A 21,640-nucleotide genomic window follows, 5' to 3' on the forward strand; every position below is an offset into this window, starting at 1 on the left:
ATGCAGAAAATCACGTCCTTCTCCGTCAACAACAAGTTCGCCGTTTGGTTGATGACAATCATTTTGACGGCCGCCGGTCTTTTCGCCGGTTTGACGATGAAGCTTGAGACATTACCGGACATTACGACACCGACCGTCTCAGTCACAACCATTTATCCTGGTGCTTCACCTGAGCAAGTGCTTGAAGAAGTCAGTAGCGTCCTCGAAGAGCGCCTTCAAAGTCTAAATGGCGTTGAGCAAGTTCGTTCTTCATCGTTCCAAAACGCATCAAACATTCAAATCGACTATGACTTCAGTACAGACATGGACGAAGCCGAACAGCAAGTGAAAGACGCGTTAAGTAACGTCGAGTTGCCCGAGTCGGCACAAGAGCCTCAAGTGTCGCGTCTCAGCTTCGACGCTTTCCCAGTAGTCGGAGCTGCCATCTCGGATGAAAGTCTTGATTTGGCCGAATTGACAAAGCTCGTTGAAGAAGAAGTGCAACCTGCCCTTGAAGGGGTAGAAGGCGCACAAACCGTCCAAATTGCCGGACAAGAGATTCGCCGCGTCGAACTCCAATTCGACCAGGAAGCGCTCGCTGAATACAATTTGACGGAAGATACGGTCAAACAATTGATTCAAGCGAACGATGCCCGTATCGCCCTCGGGTTATATGAATTAGGCGACACAGAGCAAGCGGTCGTCATCGACGGAAAATCAGAGACGCTCGAAGCGTTCCGCGACCTTCAAATCCCGTACTCACCAGCCCAGTCTACACCGGCGACACCGTCTGCTCCGACGGAATTGCCACCTGGTCAAACGCCAGACGTCCCGACGGAAACGCCATCGACATTACCACCGAACGTCCCGACTGCGGTTCCGACCGTTGCGTTGAGTGAGCTTGCAACGATCGAAGACAAAGGAATCGAAGAATCGATTTCTCGCTCGAACGGTGAACGTTCAATCGGCGTACAAGTGACGAAAACACAAGATGCGAACACGGTTGATGTCGTCAACGCCGTCAAAGAAGTATTGAATGACTTCGAGGCAGAATATGATACAGCGAACGTGTCCATCACACTCGACCAAGGACAACCAATTGAAGAATCGGTCGAAACGATGTTATCAAAAGCATTGCTCGGTGGTTTATTCGCCATCTTGATCATCTTAGTGTTCTTGCGTAACTTCCGATCGACGATTATCGCTGTCATCTCGATCCCATTGTCACTTCTCATGGCACTCATCGTGTTGAAACAATTAGGGATCACACTGAATATCATGACACTCGGAGCAATGACCGTTGCGATTGGGCGTGTCGTCGATGACTCCATCGTCGTCATCGAGAATATTTACCGTCGCCTCACTAGATCGAATGAACCACTTCGCGGTAAAGAATTGATCATCGCGGCGACAAAAGAAGTATTCATCCCGATCGCCTCGTCGACAATCGTTACAATCGCGGTATTCTTACCGCTCGGTTTTGTCACAGGATTTGTCGGTGAGTTGTTCTTGCCGTTCGCATTGACTGTCGTATTTGCCCTTCTCGCTTCGTTGCTCGTGGCGATTACGGTCGTTCCGATGATGGCCGACTCGTTCTTTAAAAACCGTGACAAGTTGAAGCCAGAAGAAGGTCCAGGTAAGCTCGCGGAATGGTATCGCGGCGTCTTGAACTGGTCACTGAACCATAAACTCGTCGTCTTCGGACTCGCGACTGCTCTTCTTATCGGAAGCTTCGCTCTTGTTCCGGCGATTGGAGTCAACTTCTTGAATCAGGATTCGGAGAAGACGTTGTTCGTCACGTTCGACCCAGAACCGGGTCAAACGCTTGAAGACTCGATTGCTGCGGCAGAAGTGGCAGAAGAATACTTCATGGAAGAACAACCGAACGCAACGGACGTTCAGTTCACAGTCGGTGGAGAAAACCCACTGAACCCTGGGAACAACAAACAAGGGATTTTCATCGTTCAATACGATCCGGACACAGAAGATTTTGCTGATGTGAAACTGGCAGACATCGAGAAGTTAAATGAACTCGTCTCAAGTGGGGAGTGGAAAGAACAAGACTTCTCTGGTGGCGGTGCGACGAGTGGCGTCACGTATAACGTGTATGCCAACTCGCTTGAAGATTTAGAAGCCATCGTGCCGACGTTCATCGAAACGATTGAAGAAGAAACAGACTATGTCCGTCAAGCGACATCTGACTTACGTGAGTCATATGTACAATATACGTTCAACGTCAATCAACAGGCTGCAGCAGAAGCCGGTGTGTCTGCAGGTCAAATCGCACAAGTCATCAGCCAATTCCAGGCACCCGAAAGCCCACTTGCGAGCGTGACGGTAGATGACAAACAATTAGACGTCATCATCCCGAACGAGCAAGTGACGTATGACAGTGTCGATGACTTACAAGCACAAGAAATCACGACACCGTTCGGTCCACGCCCGATCTCAGACTTTATTGAAATCGAAGAAGGCACGACACCGGACACACTCGTCGAGCGCGACGGAAAACTGCTCGCACAAGTAAGTGTTGAACTCAGCACAGATAAAGCGACAGAAGCGTCTGCTGCGATTGAAGAACGCGTATCAGACATCGAACTCCCATCTGGCGTAACGTACGATGTCGGTGGGGTAACGGAACAGATCCAAGAATCGTTCACACAGCTCGGTCTTGCGATGCTTGCCGCGATCGCCATCGTCTACTTGGTCCTCGTCATCACATTCGGTGGAGCTCTCACGCCATTCGTCGTGTTGTTCTCACTTCCGTACGCGATTATCGGGGGACTCGTCGCCCTTCTCATCACAGGTGAAACGATTTCGGTATCTGCCTTGATTGGGGCACTCATGTTGATCGGGATTGTCGTCACGAACGCCATCGTCTTGATTGACCGCGTCATTCATAAAGAAGAAGCTGGTTTATCAACACGTGAAGCGTTACTTGAGGCAGCAGGCACACGCCTTCGCCCAATCTTGATGACCGCACTCGCGACCATCGGTGCACTCGCACCGCTCGCACTCGGTCTCGAGGGTGGCGCACTCATCTCGAAAGGTCTCGGGGTCACCGTGATCGGCGGACTTACAAGTTCGACGCTTCTCACGTTGCTCATCGTACCGATCGTCTATGAGTTCTTCGCACGATTCCGTAAGAAAAAACAAGCGTAAGCCTAAAACATGCGTAGCGGATACACCGCTACGCATGTTTTATTTTTCAATGATATGTAGGTGTTCCGTATCATCTGGAGCTTCAAAAAATGAAGTCACGTGATGAAAGACTTCTTCCGTATCAAATGCGACTCGTTCCGGTTCCATGATGCGACGTTTCTGAATCTGTCGAAGACATTGTTCATCACTTCGATTTAGATAAACCAAGCAGTGATCCGCTCCCACGTCCTGTGCAAGTTTTAGAAACCAGGCTCGAGACGACTTCGTATTTGCCGGAAAATCCATCACGACATTCATCCCTAGTTTTAACAATTGTTTCACATGAGATTCAAGAAGTGGCTTCAGCAGAGTAGCATGTTTTCTGTAGTCCTCAAACGTATGAATTTGATTAGGATATAGGGTAGATAACCATTCATCTTCGGACAAAAGAACGGCTTGTTTTTCAGTAGCCAGTTGTTTGGCCTTCGTTGATTTTCCAGCCCCCATTTTTCCACATAAGAAATAAAGTGTTCCCTTCTCTTCCATCGCTCTATCTTCCTCCTCTTCATCGAGTAGAATAAACGTATTATACCCTTCTCTTGACCTATCCCGTTGAATTTGAGAAGATTCATACGTTTTGATTGATGCGAAAGGAAGTCATGTAAATGAAATTATTAAAATGGGTGATTGGACTCACGCTCTTGTTCGGGTTGAGTACACTCGGCAACTGGATTGTCGAAACATTCTCTTGGAAAGTACCAGGCAGCGTCATCGGTATGGTGCTCTTGCTCGTCCTCTTACTGACAAAAGTCATTCGCGTGGAATGGATTGAAGACAGCGCCGGATTTTTGACGAAGCATCTCGCTTTCTTCTTCATCCCGATTGCCGTCGGTCTCATGGCATACGGTACGTTGTTAAAAGCTGCCGGCATCCCACTCCTCATCACGTTACTCGTTAGCATGGCGGTCGGAATGATTGTGACGGCGCTCGTTTCCGGGAAAGAAGGTGAGACGTCATGACATACGTCTGGATCGGATTGACGATTCTCGTATATTCCCTTAGTCGTCGACTCTCCATGAAGTGGGCTTCCCCATTCACCAATGTCGTCTTCTTAAGTACAGCGATTTTGATTCTCCTATTACTCGTGACAGGACAGTCCTATGATACGTATAAACCGGCTACCGATATCATCACGATCTTACTCGGGCCAGCGACGGTCGCTCTCGGATTGCCACTCTATCGCAACTTACCCGTGTTACTCGCCCGGGCAAAGCGAGCCTTGAGTGCGATTGTCATCGGGTCCCTCTCCACAATTTTTGTCGCTGTGCTTTTCGGGAAATTGCTTTCGTTTACCGAAAACGTGTTGATTGCGCTATCGGTCAAGTCTGCTACGTCCCCGATTGCCCTTGAATTGGCTCGACAACTAGAAGGGGATGCGACACTTGCGGCCTCGATTGCCGTCGCCTGCGGTATTTTAGGTGCGATGCTCGGACCGGTATTATTGACATCGATCCATATGGACGACCCATTCACGCGTGGCATTGCGCTCGGTACCATCAGTCACGGAATCGGGACCGCTCAGGCGGCAACTGAACATCCACTGTCTGGCGCTACAGGTGGTGCCGCGATGGGATTGACAGCCATCTTCACATCGTTTATCTTGCCCATTTTATATCCGTTTCTCTTTTGAACAGGTCACACCCATTTCATCGATGGGCGTGACTTTTTTGTTTCGACTTCGAGCGCGCGTGATAAACTAATGAAGATGAAACTTATTAGAGGAGGGCAATCCATGCAAGCAAAATTAATTGAACGCTTAATGACTTATGCAAAGATCGATACACAGTCTGACTTCACGAGTACGACAACACCATCGACGGCCAAACAATGGGATTTGATTCGTCATTTGGAAAAGGAATTGAAAGAACTTGGACTGACAGACGTCGAGACGGACGAATACGGCTACCTATTCGCCACACTTCCGAGTAACGTCAATCATGACGTCCCGACAATCGGATTCCTCGCTCACGTGGATACAGCGACCGACTTCACAGGAACGAACGTCTCCCCTCAACTCGTCGAGCATTATGAAGGTGGCGACATTGTCTTGAATGAGTCGCTTAATGTCGTCTTATCACCAAAAGACTTCCCAGAACTGGACGGGTATGTCGGGCATACGCTCATGACAACCGATGGGACGACACTCCTCGGTGCGGATGATAAGGCAGGGATTGCTGAAATCGTCACAGCCGTCGAATACTTATTGGCTCACCCTGAGATTCCACACGGACCGGTCCGCATTGCTTTCACACCGGACGAAGAGATTGGACGTGGACCACATAAATTCGATGTCGCCCGATTCAATGCAGATTTCGCTTACACGATGGATGGTGGCCCGCTCGGAGAGTTACAGTATGAGAGCTTTAACGCAGCCGGTGCGACCGTCACCTTCCACGGGACGAACGTGCACCCAGGTAGCGCGAAAAATAAGATGGTGAACTCGATGAAACTCGCGATGGCGTTCCAAAACCGTTTACCGGCTGATGAGGCACCAGAACGTACGAGCAACTACGAAGGTTTTCTCCACTTGAACGGCTTCAATGGGGATGTGGAGAAGACGACGCTTCAATACATCATCCGCGATCACGACAAACAGAAGTTTGAAGCGCGTAAAGCATTGATGGAGAAACTTGTCCTCGAATGGAAACAAAAATACGGGGAAGAGCGGATCGAGCTCAAGATGGAAGATCAGTATTACAACATGGCCGAGAAAATCGAACCGGTGAAACACATCGTCGATACCGTCGCTGACGTCATGCGCGGCCTTGACATCGAACCGAAGATTGAACCGATTCGTGGCGGGACAGACGGATCGCAACTTTCTTACATGGGTCTTCCGACACCGAACATTTTCACGGGTGGCGAAAACTATCACGGGAAGTTCGAATACATCTCTGTGAACAACATGGAAAAAGCAACAACGGTCATCATCGAAACACTTCGCACATTCGCGAAGCGTGCACAAGCATAACAAATGCGCCTCCAATCGTTCTCTTTTACACTAGAGACATTGGAGGCGATTTTGATGAAACATACATTTAGCATGAATCTCGGCTGGGATGGCGGACGAAATGACGTCGGTACCCTCGAGGCCGAGCGATTAAAGACACAGATTTCGATTCCACCCGAAATGGACGGTCCTGGAGTCGGCACAAATCCGGATGAGATGTTACTCGGGGCAGCGGCCACGTGTTATATCATCACACTCGCAGCCGTACTCGGACGAAGTGATCTGACTCACCGTGGCATCACGATTGACGCGGAAGGAATCGTCGATGTGACGAACGGCATCTTCACTTACGAGACGATTTGCTATGCGACAACGATTCAAGTCCCGTCAGAGATGACGGATCGAGAGATCACGTTGGTCGAGCGCATTGCGAAAAAAGCGAAAGATCAATGTATGATTTCACGCGCGCTCGCAGGAAATGTGGCGTTTGAACTCGATACGACTGTTATACGAGTCGACTAAAGCCGTCATGATGATGGCTTTTTCTGTGACTTTGCCTATGTCATCATTATAGTTTTTATGCGACACTGCGCGATTTTTAAAAACGTGATACAATACACGTCGTAAACTAATCAGAAAAACGAGGGATACCATACATGATTACAGTAAATAACGTCAGCCTACAATTTGGCGGCCGCAAGTTGTTTGAAGAGGTGAACATCAAGTTCACGCCAGGCAACTGTTACGGATTGATCGGTGCGAACGGTGCCGGTAAATCAACATTCTTAAAGATTTTATCAGGTGAGCAAGATACGTCGACAGGTGATGTCAGCATCACACCGGGTGAGCGTCTCGCCGTCCTCAAACAGGACCATTACGCGTATGAGGACAGTGCGGTTCTCGAGACCGTCATCATGGGTCACGAGCGTCTCTACAAAGTAATGAAAGAAAAAGACGCCATCTACATGAAAGAAGATTTCTCAGATGAAGACGGGATGCGCGCAGCTGAACTCGAAGGCGAATTCGCTGAGTTGAACGGTTGGGAAGCAGAGTCAGAAGCCTCGATGGTCCTTCAAGGTCTCGGCATCACAGAAGCGCTCCACCAGAAACAAATGAGCGAACTCACAGGTGGGGAGAAAGTCAAAGTCCTTCTTGCCCAAGCGCTCTTCGGTAAGCCAGATATCCTCCTCTTAGACGAGCCGACCAACGGACTTGACCTAAAAGCGATTCAATGGTTGGAAGAGTTCTTGATCAACTTTGAAAACACAGTTATCGTCGTTTCCCACGACCGTCACTTCTTGAACAAAGTCTGTACGCACATGGCAGACCTCGACTTTGGAAAAATCCAATTGTATGTCGGGAACTACGACTTCTGGTATGAGTCAAGCCAACTTGCTACACGTATGGCTTCAGACCAGAACAAGAAAAAAGAAGAAAAAATCAAAGAACTTCAAAACTTCATCGCGCGTTTCAGCTCGAACGCCTCAAAGGCCCGTCAAGCGACGTCACGTAAGAAGTTGCTCGATAAGATCACACTCGACGACATTCGTCCGTCGTCACGTCGTTACCCGTTCGTCGGATTCACGATGGAGCGCGAGATCGGGAACGATGTTCTTTATGTCGACAACGTATCGAAGACGATCGATGGCGTAAAAGTACTCGACAACGTCACGTTTTCACTCAACAAGACGGACAAAGTCGCATTCGTCGGTCGTTCGGACGTTGCCATCACGACACTCTTTAAAATTCTTATGGGTGAGATGGAGCCAGATACAGGTTCGGTCAAATGGGGCGTGACGACGACTCAGTCATACTTCCCGAAAGACAACTCGGAGTACTTCGAAGGCTCAGAAAAGAGTATTTTGGACTGGTTGCGTCAATTCTCACCTGCCGATGAGTCAGATACGTTCCTTCGTGGATTCCTCGGTCGCATGCTCTTCTCAGGTGAAGAAGTCATGAAGAAGGCGTCTGTCCTCTCAGGGGGAGAAAAAGTACGCTGCATGCTCTCGAAGATGATGCTCTCGAACTCGAACGTGCTTGTCCTCGACGATCCGACGAACCACTTGGACCTCGAATCAATCACAGCTCTCAACAATGGTCTCGAGACGTTCAAAGGCGTACTCCTCTTCAGCTCACATGACCATCAGCTCATCTCGACGATTGCGACACGCATCATCGAAGTGACACCAAACGGCATCGTGGACAAAGAAGCATCGTACGATGAGTTCCTCGAGAATGAAACGCTTCAACAACAAGTTGAATCCCTCTATCAAAATGCATAATAAAAAATCGGCTCAACGCGAGCCGATTTTTTATTTAACGTCTACCGTCTCCATCACGTGCTCATGAATATCATGACCTTTCGTAACATGGACTTGAACGTTGTATGCACCAGATTCAGTAAAGGTGTGTGCACCTTTATACATCCCAGCATCTGCTTCCTCTAACTTCACCCACTCATGTTTGTCTGCCCCGTCTTGGAAGATTTCGAGTTGTACGTCTGCCCCCGCGAGCATCTCCTCTTCAATCATGACGTGCACCATGAACGCCTGTTCTTCACCTGCTGTCGCCTCTTTTGGGTCAAGCGTGATGTCCGCTCCAGCGTGGTGATGACGATCACTATCCTCTGTTTCTTCGGCAGCTGTTTCCGGGTGTCCGACTGTTACTTTTGTCGTCGGCATCGTATGCATAGAGCGAGCCGTCACATGAACTTGAATCGTGTAGACCGCTTCTTCTGGGAACGTCGCCTCTGCTTCATAAACGCCATCTTTCGTGAGCGTCGCCTTAATCATGTCGCTCTCTTCTTTCGCACTGTTCTTCCACACTTCGAACTTAATCTCATCCGCATCGTCTACGGGCTGACCATCCTGCGTGACGCGAACAGATAACGGTACCGTTTCTCCTTCTTCCGCTGTTGCGGCAACCATCAACTCTGCCTCTACCGGTTCCATCGATTGTGGAACAGCCGCGCTTTCTGCTTCTTTCTCCGTACCGCACGCACCGAGTACGAATAGGCCGATGAGTCCAAACACGACCCCAAACCGTGTCATCATCTTTTTCATCATGAATCCTCCTCATAAATCGCTTACATCTTTCACACATTGTTCATGATACCATCTCTTTCCAAAAAGAGTGTGAGCATTCTGTGATATATACCACGATACATTCTCACAATTTTCACACATCTAGTCGATACAAATTCGTTATAAACCCATTTCCGTATTTTAGTCCGTCATTTCAAAAAACGGGTATATAAAATATATGTAGCGTGCATTCGGAAATTCTTAACATCAAGAGGATGACATCATGAATGGAGGCGAATTCAGATGAAACGTAAGGTCATTCGTGGGGCGATGGCACTCTTCATCTTATTGGCGATGGTGATCACACAATCGATTTCCGTCAGTGCCGCCGCTTCAAAATTTATTACGAGCGTGAACACGACGAGTAAAGTCGTCGCGTTGACGTTCGATGATGGTGCAGACGGCGCAAACACGAACAAAATTTTAGACATTTTGGCAAAAAACAACGTCAAAGCTACTTTCTTTTTGACAGGTTCGGGTGCGAACAACCATCCACAATACATTAAAAATATCGCCGCAAAAGGACATCAGCTCGGTAACCACTCATATACACACCCTGATTTCACGAAACTGACTGCTACTCAAATGAAATCCGAACTCGACCGCACGGAAGCCTTGATTACATCGTTGACTGGAAAAACGACAAAGCCGATTTTTAGAGCTCCATTTGGTGCCGTCAATAGTGCCGTGTTGAACGGTGTCGGTGCTGCCGGATACGGATACACGATTCAATGGAACATCGATACGATCGACTGGAAAGGACTGACCGCGAGCCAAATCAACACGAAAGTACAAACCAATATTAAACCGGGTTCCATCGTCTTGATGCATACGGGTGCGGGGGCACCAGGTACCCCACTCGCATTACCGACGATGATTTCGCAACTGAAAGCAAAAGGGTACAAATTCGTCACGGTCTCGCAATTACTTGCCTATCAAAACACATCGACGAATAAAACGTATACCGTGAAGTCAGGCGACACGTTATACAGCATCGCACGGACGTATGGTGTCACTGTATCCGATCTCGCAGCCGCTAACAACATCACGAACGTCAATCTCATCAGTGTCGGACAAGTGCTCAATATTCCTGGGACAACGTTCACACCACCCCCTTCGACGACTGTGAAGTACACGGTAAAGTCGGGCGATACGCTCTACAAGATTGCGACCATGTACAATACAACTGTCGCGAAAATCGCAGCCGCTAACAATATCACAAACATCAATCTCATCAGTGTCGGTCAAATGCTCATCATTCCTGGAACAACGGTCACACCACCCCCTTCGACGACTGTGAAGTACACGGTAAAGTCGGGCGATACACTCTATAAGATTGCGACCATGTACAATACGACTGTCGCAAAAATCGCTGCCGCCAATAACATCACGAACGTCAATCTCATCAGTGTCGGTCAAGTGTTGACCATTCCGAAATGACACGCCCCAAACAAAAATAACCGCTGCACGTGCAGCGGTTATTTGCTTCTCATTAATTTGTGAACTGCTCCGCTTCTGTTGATCCAGCCAGTGCTGTCGTGGACGATTGTCCGCCTGAGATGACGAGCGACACTTCGTCGAAGTAACCCGTTCCGACTTCACGTTGGTGACGTGTCGCCGTGTACCCATGTACTTCAGCCGCAAATTCTGCTTGTTGTAACTCTGAATATGCCGCCATGCCACGATCTTTGTACCCGCGTGCAAGTTCGAACATCCCGAAGTTGAGCGCGTGGAATCCAGCGAGTGTGACGAATTGGAACTTGTAGCCCATCGCACCGATTTCTTGTTGGAACGTTGCAATCTCTTCGTCTGACAACTTCTTCTTCCAGTTGAATGATGGCGAACAGTTGTAAGCGAGAAGTTTGCCCGGATACTTCGCATGAATCGCTTCGGCAAATTGACGGGCTTCCGCCAAGTCTGGTTCAGATGTCTCACACCAGACGAGGTCTGCATATGGTGCATAAGCGAGACCGCGAGCGATTGCTTGCTCGATGCCGGCTTCCGTGCGATAGAAGCCTTCCGGTGTACGCTCTCCAATGATGAACGGATGATCGATTGGATCGATGTCGCTCGTGATCAAGTTCGCAGCGTGCGCATCTGTCCGCGCCACGATAATCGTCGGGACACCCATGACGTCTGCTGCGAGTCGAGCCGAAATCAAGTTTTTCACAGCCGTCTGCGTCGGGAGCAATACCTTCCCACCGAGGTGACCACATTTCTTCTCAGACGAAAGCTGGTCTTCGAGGTGAACACCGGCAGCACCGGCTTCAATCATCGCCTTCGTCAATTCGAATACGTTGAGCACACCACCGAATCCGGCTTCCATATCTGCGACAATCGGTGCGAACCAATGCGTGTCGCCTTTCCCTTCTGCCGTCTGAATTTGATCGGCACGTTGAAGCGCTTGGTTGATTCGTTTAACGACACTTGGCACTGAGTTGGCCGGATATAAACTTTGGTCCGGATACATCTGACCCGAAAGGTTAGCATCCGCCGCTACTTGCCATCCGCTCAAATAAATGGCTTCAAGTCCTGCCTTCACTTGTTGGATGGCTTGGTTTCCAGTCAACGCACCGAGTGCATGAACGTAGTCACGATCGTGCATCAATTTCCACAAGCGTTCCGCTCCCTTTGTCGCAAGCGTCTGTTCAATCACGATGGACCCCCGTAATTTCATCACATCCTCTACAGAGTATGGACGTTCTACCCCTTCAAATCGTTCTGACTTCCAGCTGTTTCCTAATTCTTCGCGTTGTTTCATCTATAAACCCTCCTGTATTATATTAATTTTAATAAAAACGAATTTGTTATATAACAGATAGTGCAAACTAAACGATTTAGTCGAGGTAAGCACAGCACTCCAATGCCGCTTTGAACGTCGAATGCTCCATCCCGCAGCAACGACATACATTTTCTTCATCGGGATCTTCAGGTTTACGGAAGACGACGACCTCATCGATTGATTCCTTCATGATTTGGAGCGAACCGTCGGCGCGATCCAAGACGAGGCGCATCAAGTCATTGCCATATACGAATGCTGTATTCGCAAGAGAAGCTGTCGATTCTCCAGATACGATGCGACGAACGACCCAACGTTCAATCAACTGTTCGCTTTCCATTTTTTTCGTATTCATGATAAGGTTCCTCCTTTAAGGTTTAACTCTACGGTTTGGCGTTTCATAAATTCACGGCGGCGGCGGTGTAAGATCGGTTCTGTGTACCCGTTCGGTTGCTTCAATCCATGAAACACGAGTTCGTGTGCGGCTTGATAGGCAATCGATTGATCGACGTTTGGTGTCATCGGCCGATAATTCGGATCTTGTTCGTTTTGTTCATCGACGACTTGTGCCATCCGATAAAGCGTGACTTCCACTTGATCGGCTGAACAGATGCCGTGATGCAGCCAGTTGGCCACGTGTTGGCTCGAAATACGAAGTGTTGCCCGGTCTTCCATGAGGCCGATGTGATGAATGTCTGGTACTTTCGAGCAACCCACACCTTGTTCGACCCAACGAACGACGTATCCGAGCAACCCTTGCAAGTTGTTCTCGAGTTCCTCTTTAATCTCGTCTTGCGAATAGATGCGTGTCGCGAGCGGGATATCGAGGAGCTGTTGTCGTTCATGATTCAAAACAGGCTGTTGCATCAATTCTCGCTGTATATCAAAAGCATCGAGTTGATGATAGTGCATCGCATGGAGCGTCGCCGCGGTCGGGGAAGGCACCCATGCCGTCGTTGCCCCGGACCGTACGTGTGCAATTTTTTCACGCATCATGTCACGCATCATGTCGGGCATCGCCCACATCCCTTTACCGATCTGCGCCTGTTGATGAAATCCGGTCTCAAGACCTGTCGATACATTCAACCGTTCATATGCCGCAAGCCAAGAAGATGTCTTCATTTCTCCTTTTCGCCGCATCGGTCCGAGTGTCATCGAAGAATGAATCTCGTCTCCCGTTCGGTCGAGGAAGCCCGTGTTGATGAAGACGACTCGTTCTCTCACTTGAGCGATACAGTTCTTCAGGTTAAGCGACGTTCGTCTCTCTTCATCCATCACACCGACTTTCAACGTATGGCGAGGAAGGTTCAATAAATCTTCCACGGCGTCAAACAAGCCGTTGGTGAATGCTACTTCTTCAGATCCATGCATTTTCGGTTTGACGATATAGATTGACCCTTCTCGAGAGTTGAGACGGCGATGTAGATGACGACTCGCGATGAGTGAAGTGAAGACGGCATCAACGATACCTTCTGGTACCTCGCGACCTTCCGCATCAAGCATCAAGTCGGTCGTCATCAAGTGCCCGACGTTTCGAATGAATAAGAGTGCGCGTCCTGGGAGTATGACTTCCACTCCACCTTTTCCGATTAAACGCTTATCTTCATTCAAGGACCGAGAAAGTCGCTTCCCATTCTTTTGGAACGAAGCTTCAAGCGTCCCGTCCATCAGACCGAGCCAGTTGCGATACAGATGAACTTTGTCTTCTGCACAAACAGCTGCGACCGAGTCCTCGCAGTCCACAATCGCGGAGAGGGCTGATTCGAGCTCAATGTCCATCAGTCCAGCAGGATCGATTTTGCCGATCGGGTGCTCGCGGTCAAATTGAAGTTCGACGTGTAAGGCATGGTGCTGAAGCATCAATGTGCGTAACTTGTTCGGTTCCCCGGTGTAGCCGACGAATGAATCATGAGCGAACGAATACTCGTCTTCCCCAACCACCGCATAGGCGACATCGTCACGAACGAAGTAACGTGTCACTTTCTCGTGAGATTCTGTTGGTAGCGGGAACGCATCATCGAGAAACTGTTTAGCGATGCGGATGACCTCATTACCGCGAACGGGATTATATTCTCGTCCTTTTTCCATACCGTCTGCCTCTTCAATCATATCTGTTCCATAAAGGGCGTCGTAGAGACTTCCCCATCTGGCATTGGCGGCATTGAGTGCGTATCTGGCATTGTCTAATGGTACGACGAGTTGCGGTCCAGCTTGATGGGCGATTTCACGGTCGACGTCCGACACATCGATGTTGAAATCTTTGACGACCGGTTCGATATAGCCGATTGAAGATAAAAACGTCTCGTATTTGATGGGATCGACTTCATCTTGTCGACTGTACCAATCCTGTAACAGTCGTTCGTATGTCGTGCGCTGCTCTAGAAGCGTCTGATTGACTGGAATGAAACGCTCTAGAAGGGATTCGACACCTTTCCAAAAATTGTTGATTTCATGAGGTTCTAGTATACTTTCATTCACAAATTCGAACAGCTTCTCATAAACATGATACGTATTTAGTCGTTCATAGTGTTCCAAGCGCTCACATCCTCCCTTAGTCATTGTTATATATCAGTTGATTATAATATAGACTATTATATAACAGTTTGACAACCCATTTGTTAAAACTTTTTATTTGAAATATTGTCAGGATGGGTTTACTATACATTGTGTGACCCATCAATGATTGAGTCATCAATGATTCGAGGAGGCGATATGCATGCGAGATTCTTGCTCGCTTCGCGATCAAATTCTCTATCACATCATCACCGTACAAAAAGAAATGGGGCAATTATTCGACTCTGAAATGGACGGACTCAGCTTAAGTCGCTATGACATTTTAAGCAATTTGTATCATGTCGGCCCATTGCGTCAACGTGAATTGCAACAACGCGTCGATGTCGATCACGCAGCTATCACTCGACACTTGAAACAATTAGAGACACAAGGACTCATCACGCGGAGACGATGTGAAGAAGACAACCGTGTCATCTATGTCGAGTTGACAGACCACGGTCGTGAACAAATTGCACATTGGACTGAGCAAAAACAGTGCTTAACGGACCGACTTTTTGTCAACATGAAGGTAGAGGATCAACAACAGTTATTAGCATCCCTGACGATGTTACAAGATACTATTGACCATGAAAGGAAGACTACAATATGAACACTGCTACACAAAAAGACTTTATGGAGATTGTCAAAGGACGCCGCTCGATTCGTGTATACGATGAGAACGTCAAAATCTCAAAAGAAGAAATGACACAAATTCTTGAAGAAGCGACAACGGCTCCTTCATCACTTAACTTACAGCCATGGCGTTTTGTCGTCATCGATAGCACAGAAGGAAAAGAGACGCTCCTTCCACTCTCAAGCTTCAATAAACGCCAAGTAGAAACGTCTTCAGCTGTCATCGCGCTCTTCGCGGACTACCAAATGGCAGACTACACAGAAGAGATTTTCAATACAGCTGTAGAACGTGGCATGATGCCCGCTGAAGTCCGCGACCGCCAAGTCGACATGATCAAAGGCATCTTCAAAGATGCACCGAAAGAAATGATCAAAGATAGCATTATGCTCGATTCAGGTCTCGTTGCGATGCAACTCATGCTCGTCGCACGGGCACATGGTTATGACACAAACCCGATCGGTGGATACGACAAAACGAACATCGCTGAAGCGTTCGGTCTCGACAAAGAACGTTACCTTCCGGTCATGCTTCTCTCCATCGGGAAAGCAGCAGAAGAAGGGTACCCATCAGTACGCTTCCCAGTCGACCGCATCACAGACTGGAAATAATTCAAAAGGTTCAATCGCTGAGGCGATTGAACCTTTTTTCATCCGATATATTTGACGACTTCGTTAAAGTCACGACGTGTTTTTGGTGCGAAATCGCGCGACCGATACCCAAATGCGACCATGACCGAAAGCGACCATTCGCCTCGCTCCATGACACCTTCTGAGATGAGCAGCTCATCAATTTCCTCTTGATTGAACCCTTCAATCGGACAAGAATCGATCTCGATTTGTGCGGCCGCCGTCATCATGTTCCCAAGTGGGATATATGTCTGACGCTTGATCCACTCTTGGAAGACGCGTTCATCGTCCAAGAGACGATAGTCGTTCTCCTGGAACTCTTGGACCCGCTTCACGCGCTGTGCGTACTCTTCTTCCGTCCGGCCTTGCACACTCGTCACGATGTTCCGAATATAGTCCGCATCGTAACGCATGGCTTTCGGTGTTCTTGCGAGAATCAATACGAAATGGCTCGCGGTCAAAGCCTGCCCTTGCGCTCCCCATGCGTGATCTTTAATTTTTTGGAGCAAATCTTCCCGACGAACCACAACGAATTGCCATGGTTCAAACCCGAACGAACTCGGTGAAAGACGTCCTGTCTCTAAAATGAATTCCATGTCATCTTCTTTGATTTTACGATCCGCATCAAATTCTTTCGTCGCTTGACGCCAACGATACGCTTCTAGAATGTCTTTCTTTTTCATCGTACTCACTCCTCCATTACCAAGATGACTCCATCATATCAAACCGGTAAATCAAAAATCGCTCATGAAGATTCTTCAGCGGCAGTCGAACCGTCTGTACACATTGAAATGGGGTCTCATCGTTCAAATAGTGTAGATATGCATCCGCCGGATAATACAAAATCACATCGACCGGACGGGGATTCGCTTCAACGGATTCGATGATGTGAGCAATCACTTGCCGAAAGATGTTGACCGAGAACGGATTAAAAAAGTAGAATCGGTTCGCCTCTGACGGGATGGAAAACTGTTCTGCAAATTCCTGCACCAATTGAACGCTTCCTCGAATCCGATGCTTCTTCGTATAGCTCGCCAAATTTTGGAGCGACTCTTCGTGAAACCCACCATCCATCTCGACACCGATTGCCCGAACATGAAACGTGTACGCCAAATAGAACGGGAGACGCCCCTTGCCTGAACCAAAATCAACGATGGTGTCCGTCGACTCTAACGGATAGGCATCCCGAAGCAAATCGAGTGCCTCGTAAGGGGTCGGTTCATAACGATGGTATTCCACCGAGGACGGGAATCCTTGCTGAGGTTTGGCGGTCTGGATATGCAGGAGTTGCTCATATTGCTGTTCGTTCATAAAGAACCTCTTTCTTGAATGGATTGGAAGAATGGATGCCGCTTCATCTCGATGGTTCCCTTCATCCAGGGAATCGTTCCCGTGAGACACGCAATCGTTGTCGTCTTACCAGCACCGTTCAACCCAATCATCCCCCAAATTTCACCTGCCCGAACATCAATCACGATGTCTTGAATGACGGATTCGTTCATTTCGTATCCTGCTTGGTCAATTTTCACATCCACGATAGGTTCCCCTTACGAAAAAGTCGCCATCGTGGCGACTTTCACTTCACAATATTGACCGATGAAAACACAAATTTATCGTATCGGTGACGGGCAAACGAATACTCGAACGGTTTCCCGTTACTTAAATAGACGACTTGCTCGACTTCAATAATCGGTTCAGTGATATCATTCTTCAAGTAAGCTTGATCGTACTCATCCGGCTTATCTGCTCGAATCACTTTATGTGAGCTTGTAATCGTATAGCCAAGATCTTCTTGAATATAAGCGTACACGGACTTTTCTAAAATCTCACGTGTGATTCCTGTAATGAGGTTAGCAACCATGTACGTCAATTCGATGACATACGGCTCGTCGTCTACGTAACGCACGCGACGTATTTCATAGACCGGTTCTGTCAGCTCAATCATGAGATGATCGGCGACTTCCTGACTCGGAAACTTCACCTCAAAATTGAGGACTTCACTTCGTAACGAACGATCCCCAATCACTTGAGTCAATCCTCTCGTTTCTTTACTAATCACGTTGATGCGACCTTTTTGGAAGCTCGACTGTAAAATGAATGTTCCTTTACCACGTTTACGATAAATCAACCCTTCCATGACAAGAATCTCAAGTGCCCGCTTCATGGTCATACGACTCACGCCAAATTCTTGGGCCAGGTGAATTTCATCAGGTAGTGCGTTTTCTAGCGGGTAAACGTGTTCAATAATTCTTTTACGCATCTCATCAGCAATGGTTTCATATTTCGGTTTTTTCTTATTAGACATATAGCACCTCATGTATAGACATATATGTACAATATATCAAAAAAAGCTGACAAAGAGTAGTCTTTGTCAGCTTGTCTTATTATTCTGTAAAACCTTTAGCATCAATCAACTGTTTAAACCAGTTCCCTGATTTTTTTACAGTTCGTTGTTGTGTTTCCAAGTCAATGCCAACAAATCCATAGCGATTTTTATAAGCATTGCTCCATGACCAGTTGTCCATAAATGTCCAAAGATGATAGCCTTTCACGTTCGACCCTTCTTCAATCGCTTGATGCATCCATTTCAGATGTTCGCGAATGAAGTCAATCCGATAATCGTCTTGGACACTCCCGTTTTCATCACGATAACGTTCTTCACCTTCGACACCCATTCCGTTCTCTGAAATAAAGCACGGGATATTACCATAGTTTTCTTTTAGATTGATTAATATATCATAGACTCCTTTTTCGTAAATTTCCCATCCACGATACGGATTCATTTTCCGTCCAGGCATCTCATAGTAGTCAAATAAGTTTTCTGGCAAGAATGGCGCGTCCGGATTAGGAAGCGATGCTTTTGCTTTCACGCGACGTGGCTGATAATAGTTGATACCGAGAAGGTCGACTGTATGTTCTCGAATGATTTCAAGATCCCCGTTCTCGATAAGTGGCATCGCATCTTCCGACTTCAGCACATCTACTAATTCTTGAGGGAACGTCCCTAAAACAGATGGGTCGAGGAACGAACGATTGAACATCGCATCGGCAATACGCGCTGCTTTCAAATCAGCTGGATGCTGACTTCTCGGATATGAGGGCGTCAGATTTAAGATGATTCCGATTTCCCCAGATAGTTCCATGTCACGATACGCTTTGATTGCCATTGCACTCGATAAAATAGAGTGGTACGCCACTTGGACAGCTCGCTTGAAATCGACAACATTCGGATAATGGAAATCATATAAATATCCACCTTCTACCGGTACGATCGGTTCGTTATGCGTGAACCATTTCTTGACGCGATCATCAAACAATTCAAAGCATGTCTTCGCAAAGATGACATATGCTTCAACGACTTCTCGTGACTCCCAACCACCTTGCTCCTGAAGCGCCATCGGCATATCAAAATGATACAGATTGATGAACGGTTCGATACCATGATCAATCAAGCAATTGATGACATTGTTATAAAATGTGACCGCCTCTTCATTTACTTCCCCGACACCTTGCGGAAAAAGACGTGACCACGAAATGGAGAAACGGAACGTGTTATGCCCGAGTTCTTTCATCAATGCGATGTCTTCTTCATACAAATGATAGAAGTTTGAGGCTTCTGTCGCGCTCACACCATTGAAAAAGCGGTTCGGCTCTTGCATGTACCAGTAATCCCAAATGTTCAATCCTTTTCCACCTTCAAAAGCAGCACCTTCCATCTGTGTAGCAGAAGAAGCCGTTCCCCACCAAAAGTCTGTCGGAAATTGATACGTCTTTTGCTCTTTCGTACGTGTTTGTGTCGGGTTCGTCATCATTTATCTCTCCCTTGTTTCTATTTTTCTCTATTTGTTTACACTGCTTCCTGTTTATCTGTTGATTCTTCCAATTCTTTCTTCAAGTTCATTCGATCAATAAATTTCAAGAATGGGAACCAAATCGTCAAAATGATAAAGAAGTTCACGATTTGAAGAAGACCTCCCGCAAGCGAATTCGTGGCCATAATTCCACTTAAGAACATAGGGACGGTCCATGGAACGGCTACACCCGTCGGCGGTGGCACTAAACCTGTCGACATCGCGAAATACGTGACCGTTACCGTCACGAGTGGTGCGACAATCCAAGGAATCATGATGAGCGGGTTCATGACGATTGGAAGTCCGAAGATGACCGGTTCGTTTACGTTGAATAGTCCAGGTCCAATGGAAAGTTTTCCGATTTGTTTCAACTGTTTTGATTTTAAGAACAATAAAATGGCAACAACGACAGCGAGTGTTGATCCTGAACCACCAAGCCCAACCGTGTAGATTTCAATGAATTGCTTACTGATGATGTTTGGTACTTCCCCAGTCGATGTATAAGCTGTCAAGTTTTCAACGGATAGCGTGTTCCAAATCGGGTCCATTACCGAGTTGACGATAACTTGACCATGGAGTCCGAAGAACCAAAATAGCTGAACGAAGAAGATTGCAATTAACGTTGGAATGAGACCATTCCCTAACTTCACGAGGGGTTGCTGAACGACATCGAAAATAATGTCATGCAAGTTCATCTCGAAAATATTAGTGACAATAATATTGATTGATAAGAAAACTGAAAGCGTGAGGAGTGCCGGTACTAAGGCCGAGAAAGACTTTGCCACTGCCGGCGGTACTCCATCAGGCATTTTAATAGTCCAATTTTTTTGAACGACAAAACGATACATCTCAGCAGAAAGAAATCCAGTAATCATCGCAAGGAACATCCCTTTTGCTCCAAGACGATCTAACGGAAGGACATTACCTACGGCTTCACTCATTCCTTCAATCTCAATTACAAATGGAGTGACCAAAAGGAATGAAACCAAAGAAATTACTCCGCCAAATACAGCTTCAACTTCATAGCTTTTTGAAAGATAATATCCAATCCCAAACACAACGAATAAGGACATGATTCCCATTGTTGCTGAAGGTGCAATGCCTAATGATGATTTAAAGATATTTAATGTACTCTCGGACATAAAGCGATCGAGAAATGGCAGGTTGGCAATAACAACGATGATTGACCCAAACATGGTAATTGGGAAAGCAAGCATGAAGGCATCTCGCAATACTTGTAAATAGCGACTGTTATTTAAATAGGTCGCCATCGGCATGAGCAGTTTACTGATCATGTTGAACATTTTATTGTCCTGTGACATATGATTCACCCTTCTTTATTAGGATTTACAATCTTTTGTTCGACCATTTCGACCAAACTAGCTGTCAAATCGAGCATCGTTTGCGTAGACATTAAATGGTCTTCTGCATGAAGAAGCAATAATGATACATCTGTTTTTTCTCCATTTGCTTCTCGCTGAATTTGTGAGAAATGTGTTTGATGTGCTTCTTTCAGTTGTTCACGTGCCTCAACAATCTTTTCTTCAAACGTTTCATAAGAACTCGTTTTGTACAGTTGAATCGCTTCCTGAATCGTACTTCTCGCATTGCCACTGTGCAGAATCATCATGAATGCCATTTGCTCCAATGTTAATTCATCGACATTTTCCATCTCGTTCACCCCATTAATTTCAACGCTTGTTCGTACGCAGCTTTGCCATTCGCCGTGCCGTATGCCATCATATCGATTACTTCAATCGGTGTTGATGTTTGCGCTTTCAATTTGTCTAATAAAAATCGCATTTGTGGACCGATTAAAATCACATCCGCCTCGTCCATCTCGGTTACGACTTGGTCTTGTCCGACTGCCCAAATTTTTGCCTCATCCCCGATTGATGTGGCATGGTCTTTCATTTTCGTCACGAGCAAACTCGTCGACATACCAGAACTACACGCTAATAAGATTTTCTTCATGTGTCTTCAC

At 47.1% G+C, this 21,640-nt stretch carries 22 protein-coding genes; 9 read left to right on the forward strand and 13 right to left on the reverse strand.

All coding sequences use genetic code 11. The features are described from left to right. The gene (locus P400_RS0101730) at positions 1 to 3,141 is read left to right on the forward strand and encodes an efflux RND transporter permease subunit (protein ID WP_026824599.1); all 3,141 of its coding nucleotides are present in this window, start codon (positions 1 to 3) and stop codon (positions 3,139 to 3,141) included. A 39-nt stretch (positions 3,142 to 3,180) separates the two neighbouring features. On the opposite strand, the gene P400_RS0101735 is transcribed toward P400_RS0101730, so the two are convergent. After that, positions 3,181 to 3,666, reverse strand: coding sequence for an AAA family ATPase (locus P400_RS0101735; protein WP_026824600.1), 486 nt, complete (start codon positions 3,664 to 3,666; stop codon positions 3,181 to 3,183). A gap of 119 nt (positions 3,667 to 3,785) precedes the next feature. Here P400_RS0101735 and P400_RS0101740 point away from each other — a divergent pair, with 119 nt between their 5' ends. The 5 genes from P400_RS0101740 (at position 3,786) to P400_RS0101760 (ending at position 8,412) form a co-directional block, all read left to right on the forward strand. Next, entirely contained in the window at positions 3,786 to 4,139 is a 354-nt protein-coding gene (locus P400_RS0101740) for a CidA/LrgA family protein (protein WP_026824601.1), read from the forward strand. Continuing rightward, positions 4,136 to 4,810: an LrgB family protein gene (locus P400_RS0101745; RefSeq protein WP_026824602.1), complete on the forward strand. Its 675-nt coding sequence runs from the start codon at positions 4,136 to 4,138 to the stop codon at positions 4,808 to 4,810. The genes P400_RS0101740 and P400_RS0101745 overlap by 4 nt, the downstream gene beginning before the upstream one ends. Positions 4,811 to 4,912: 102 nt before the next feature. Further along, positions 4,913 to 6,151, forward strand: coding sequence for a peptidase T (gene pepT, locus P400_RS0101750; RefSeq protein WP_026824603.1), 1,239 nt, complete (start codon positions 4,913 to 4,915; stop codon positions 6,149 to 6,151). Positions 6,152 to 6,202: 51 nt separating this feature from the next. Continuing rightward, on the forward strand, positions 6,203 to 6,652 hold the full coding sequence (locus P400_RS0101755; protein WP_026824604.1) for an SACOL1771 family peroxiredoxin: 450 nt from the start codon (positions 6,203 to 6,205) through the stop codon (positions 6,650 to 6,652). Between the two features lie 134 nt (positions 6,653 to 6,786). After that, positions 6,787 to 8,412 (forward strand): ABC-F family ATP-binding cassette domain-containing protein, encoded by a 1,626-nt coding sequence (locus tag P400_RS0101760; RefSeq protein ID WP_026824605.1) that lies wholly within the window; start codon positions 6,787 to 6,789, stop codon positions 8,410 to 8,412. Positions 8,413 to 8,442: 30 nt separating this feature from the next. Here P400_RS0101760 and P400_RS0101765 read toward each other — a convergent pair whose 3' ends face one another. Further along, on the reverse strand, positions 8,443 to 9,192 hold the full coding sequence (locus P400_RS0101765; RefSeq protein WP_026824606.1) for a FixH family protein: 750 nt from the start codon (positions 9,190 to 9,192) through the stop codon (positions 8,443 to 8,445). A 264-nt stretch (positions 9,193 to 9,456) separates the two neighbouring features. Here P400_RS0101765 and P400_RS0101770 point away from each other — a divergent pair, with 264 nt between their 5' ends. Beyond that, positions 9,457 to 10,653 (forward strand): LysM peptidoglycan-binding domain-containing protein, encoded by a 1,197-nt coding sequence (locus P400_RS0101770; RefSeq protein ID WP_026824607.1) that lies wholly within the window; start codon positions 9,457 to 9,459, stop codon positions 10,651 to 10,653. Between the two features lie 52 nt (positions 10,654 to 10,705). Here P400_RS0101770 and aceA read toward each other — a convergent pair whose 3' ends face one another. From aceA to P400_RS0101785, 3 genes are all read right to left on the reverse strand, one after another. Next, the gene (gene aceA, locus P400_RS0101775; protein WP_026824608.1) at positions 10,706 to 11,974 is read right to left on the reverse strand and encodes an isocitrate lyase; all 1,269 of its coding nucleotides are present in this window, start codon (positions 11,972 to 11,974) and stop codon (positions 10,706 to 10,708) included. A 76-nt stretch (positions 11,975 to 12,050) separates the two neighbouring features. Further along, on the reverse strand, positions 12,051 to 12,347 hold the full coding sequence (locus tag P400_RS0101780; protein ID WP_026824609.1) for a hypothetical protein: 297 nt from the start codon (positions 12,345 to 12,347) through the stop codon (positions 12,051 to 12,053). Continuing rightward, on the reverse strand, positions 12,344 to 14,527 hold the full coding sequence (locus P400_RS0101785; RefSeq protein ID WP_026824610.1) for a malate synthase G: 2,184 nt from the start codon (positions 14,525 to 14,527) through the stop codon (positions 12,344 to 12,346). The genes P400_RS0101780 and P400_RS0101785 overlap by 4 nt, the downstream gene beginning before the upstream one ends. 181 nt (positions 14,528 to 14,708) lie before the next feature. Here P400_RS0101785 and P400_RS0101790 point away from each other — a divergent pair, with 181 nt between their 5' ends. Beyond that, positions 14,709 to 15,155, forward strand: coding sequence for a MarR family winged helix-turn-helix transcriptional regulator (locus tag P400_RS0101790; protein ID WP_026824611.1), 447 nt, complete (start codon positions 14,709 to 14,711; stop codon positions 15,153 to 15,155). After that, positions 15,152 to 15,787: a nitroreductase family protein gene (locus P400_RS0101795; protein ID WP_026824612.1), complete on the forward strand. Its 636-nt coding sequence runs from the start codon at positions 15,152 to 15,154 to the stop codon at positions 15,785 to 15,787. The genes P400_RS0101790 and P400_RS0101795 overlap by 4 nt, the downstream gene beginning before the upstream one ends. 38 nt (positions 15,788 to 15,825) lie before the next feature. Here the strand turns inward: P400_RS0101795 and P400_RS0101800 are convergent, their stop codons facing one another. The 8 genes from P400_RS0101800 to P400_RS0101835 form a co-directional block, all read right to left on the reverse strand. Next, complete coding sequence (locus P400_RS0101800) at positions 15,826 to 16,488, reverse strand: NAD(P)H-dependent oxidoreductase (RefSeq protein WP_026824613.1); 663 nt, start codon at positions 16,486 to 16,488, stop codon at positions 15,826 to 15,828. Between the two features lie 16 nt (positions 16,489 to 16,504). Then, complete coding sequence (locus tag P400_RS0101805) at positions 16,505 to 17,116, reverse strand: class I SAM-dependent methyltransferase (protein ID WP_026824614.1); 612 nt, start codon at positions 17,114 to 17,116, stop codon at positions 16,505 to 16,507. Beyond that, the gene (locus P400_RS0101810; RefSeq protein WP_026824615.1) at positions 17,113 to 17,340 is read right to left on the reverse strand and encodes an ATP-binding cassette domain-containing protein; all 228 of its coding nucleotides are present in this window, start codon (positions 17,338 to 17,340) and stop codon (positions 17,113 to 17,115) included. The genes P400_RS0101805 and P400_RS0101810 overlap by 4 nt, the downstream gene beginning before the upstream one ends. Before the next feature lie 41 nt (positions 17,341 to 17,381). Beyond that, on the reverse strand, positions 17,382 to 18,110 hold the full coding sequence (locus tag P400_RS0101815) for a GntR family transcriptional regulator (protein WP_026824616.1): 729 nt from the start codon (positions 18,108 to 18,110) through the stop codon (positions 17,382 to 17,384). Positions 18,111 to 18,189: 79 nt separating this feature from the next. After that, entirely contained in the window at positions 18,190 to 19,614 is a 1,425-nt protein-coding gene (locus tag P400_RS0101820) for a glycoside hydrolase family 1 protein (protein WP_026824617.1), read from the reverse strand. A 38-nt stretch (positions 19,615 to 19,652) separates the two neighbouring features. Then, positions 19,653 to 20,960 carry a PTS cellobiose transporter subunit IIC gene (gene celB, locus P400_RS0101825; protein ID WP_026824618.1) on the reverse strand — a complete coding sequence of 436 codons (1,308 nt, stop codon included), beginning with the start codon at positions 20,958 to 20,960 and terminating at the stop codon, positions 19,653 to 19,655. 23 nt (positions 20,961 to 20,983) lie between these two features. Further along, on the reverse strand, positions 20,984 to 21,328 hold the full coding sequence (locus P400_RS0101830) for a PTS lactose/cellobiose transporter subunit IIA (RefSeq protein WP_026824619.1): 345 nt from the start codon (positions 21,326 to 21,328) through the stop codon (positions 20,984 to 20,986). Between the two features lie 5 nt (positions 21,329 to 21,333). Next, entirely contained in the window at positions 21,334 to 21,630 is a 297-nt protein-coding gene (locus P400_RS0101835; RefSeq protein ID WP_026824620.1) for a PTS sugar transporter subunit IIB, read from the reverse strand. Positions 21,631 to 21,640 lie beyond the last annotated feature (10 nt).

The sequence above is a fragment of the Exiguobacterium marinum DSM 16307 genome (assembly GCF_000620845.1).
Classification (GTDB): domain Bacteria; phylum Bacillota; class Bacilli; order Exiguobacteriales; family Exiguobacteriaceae; genus Exiguobacterium; species Exiguobacterium marinum.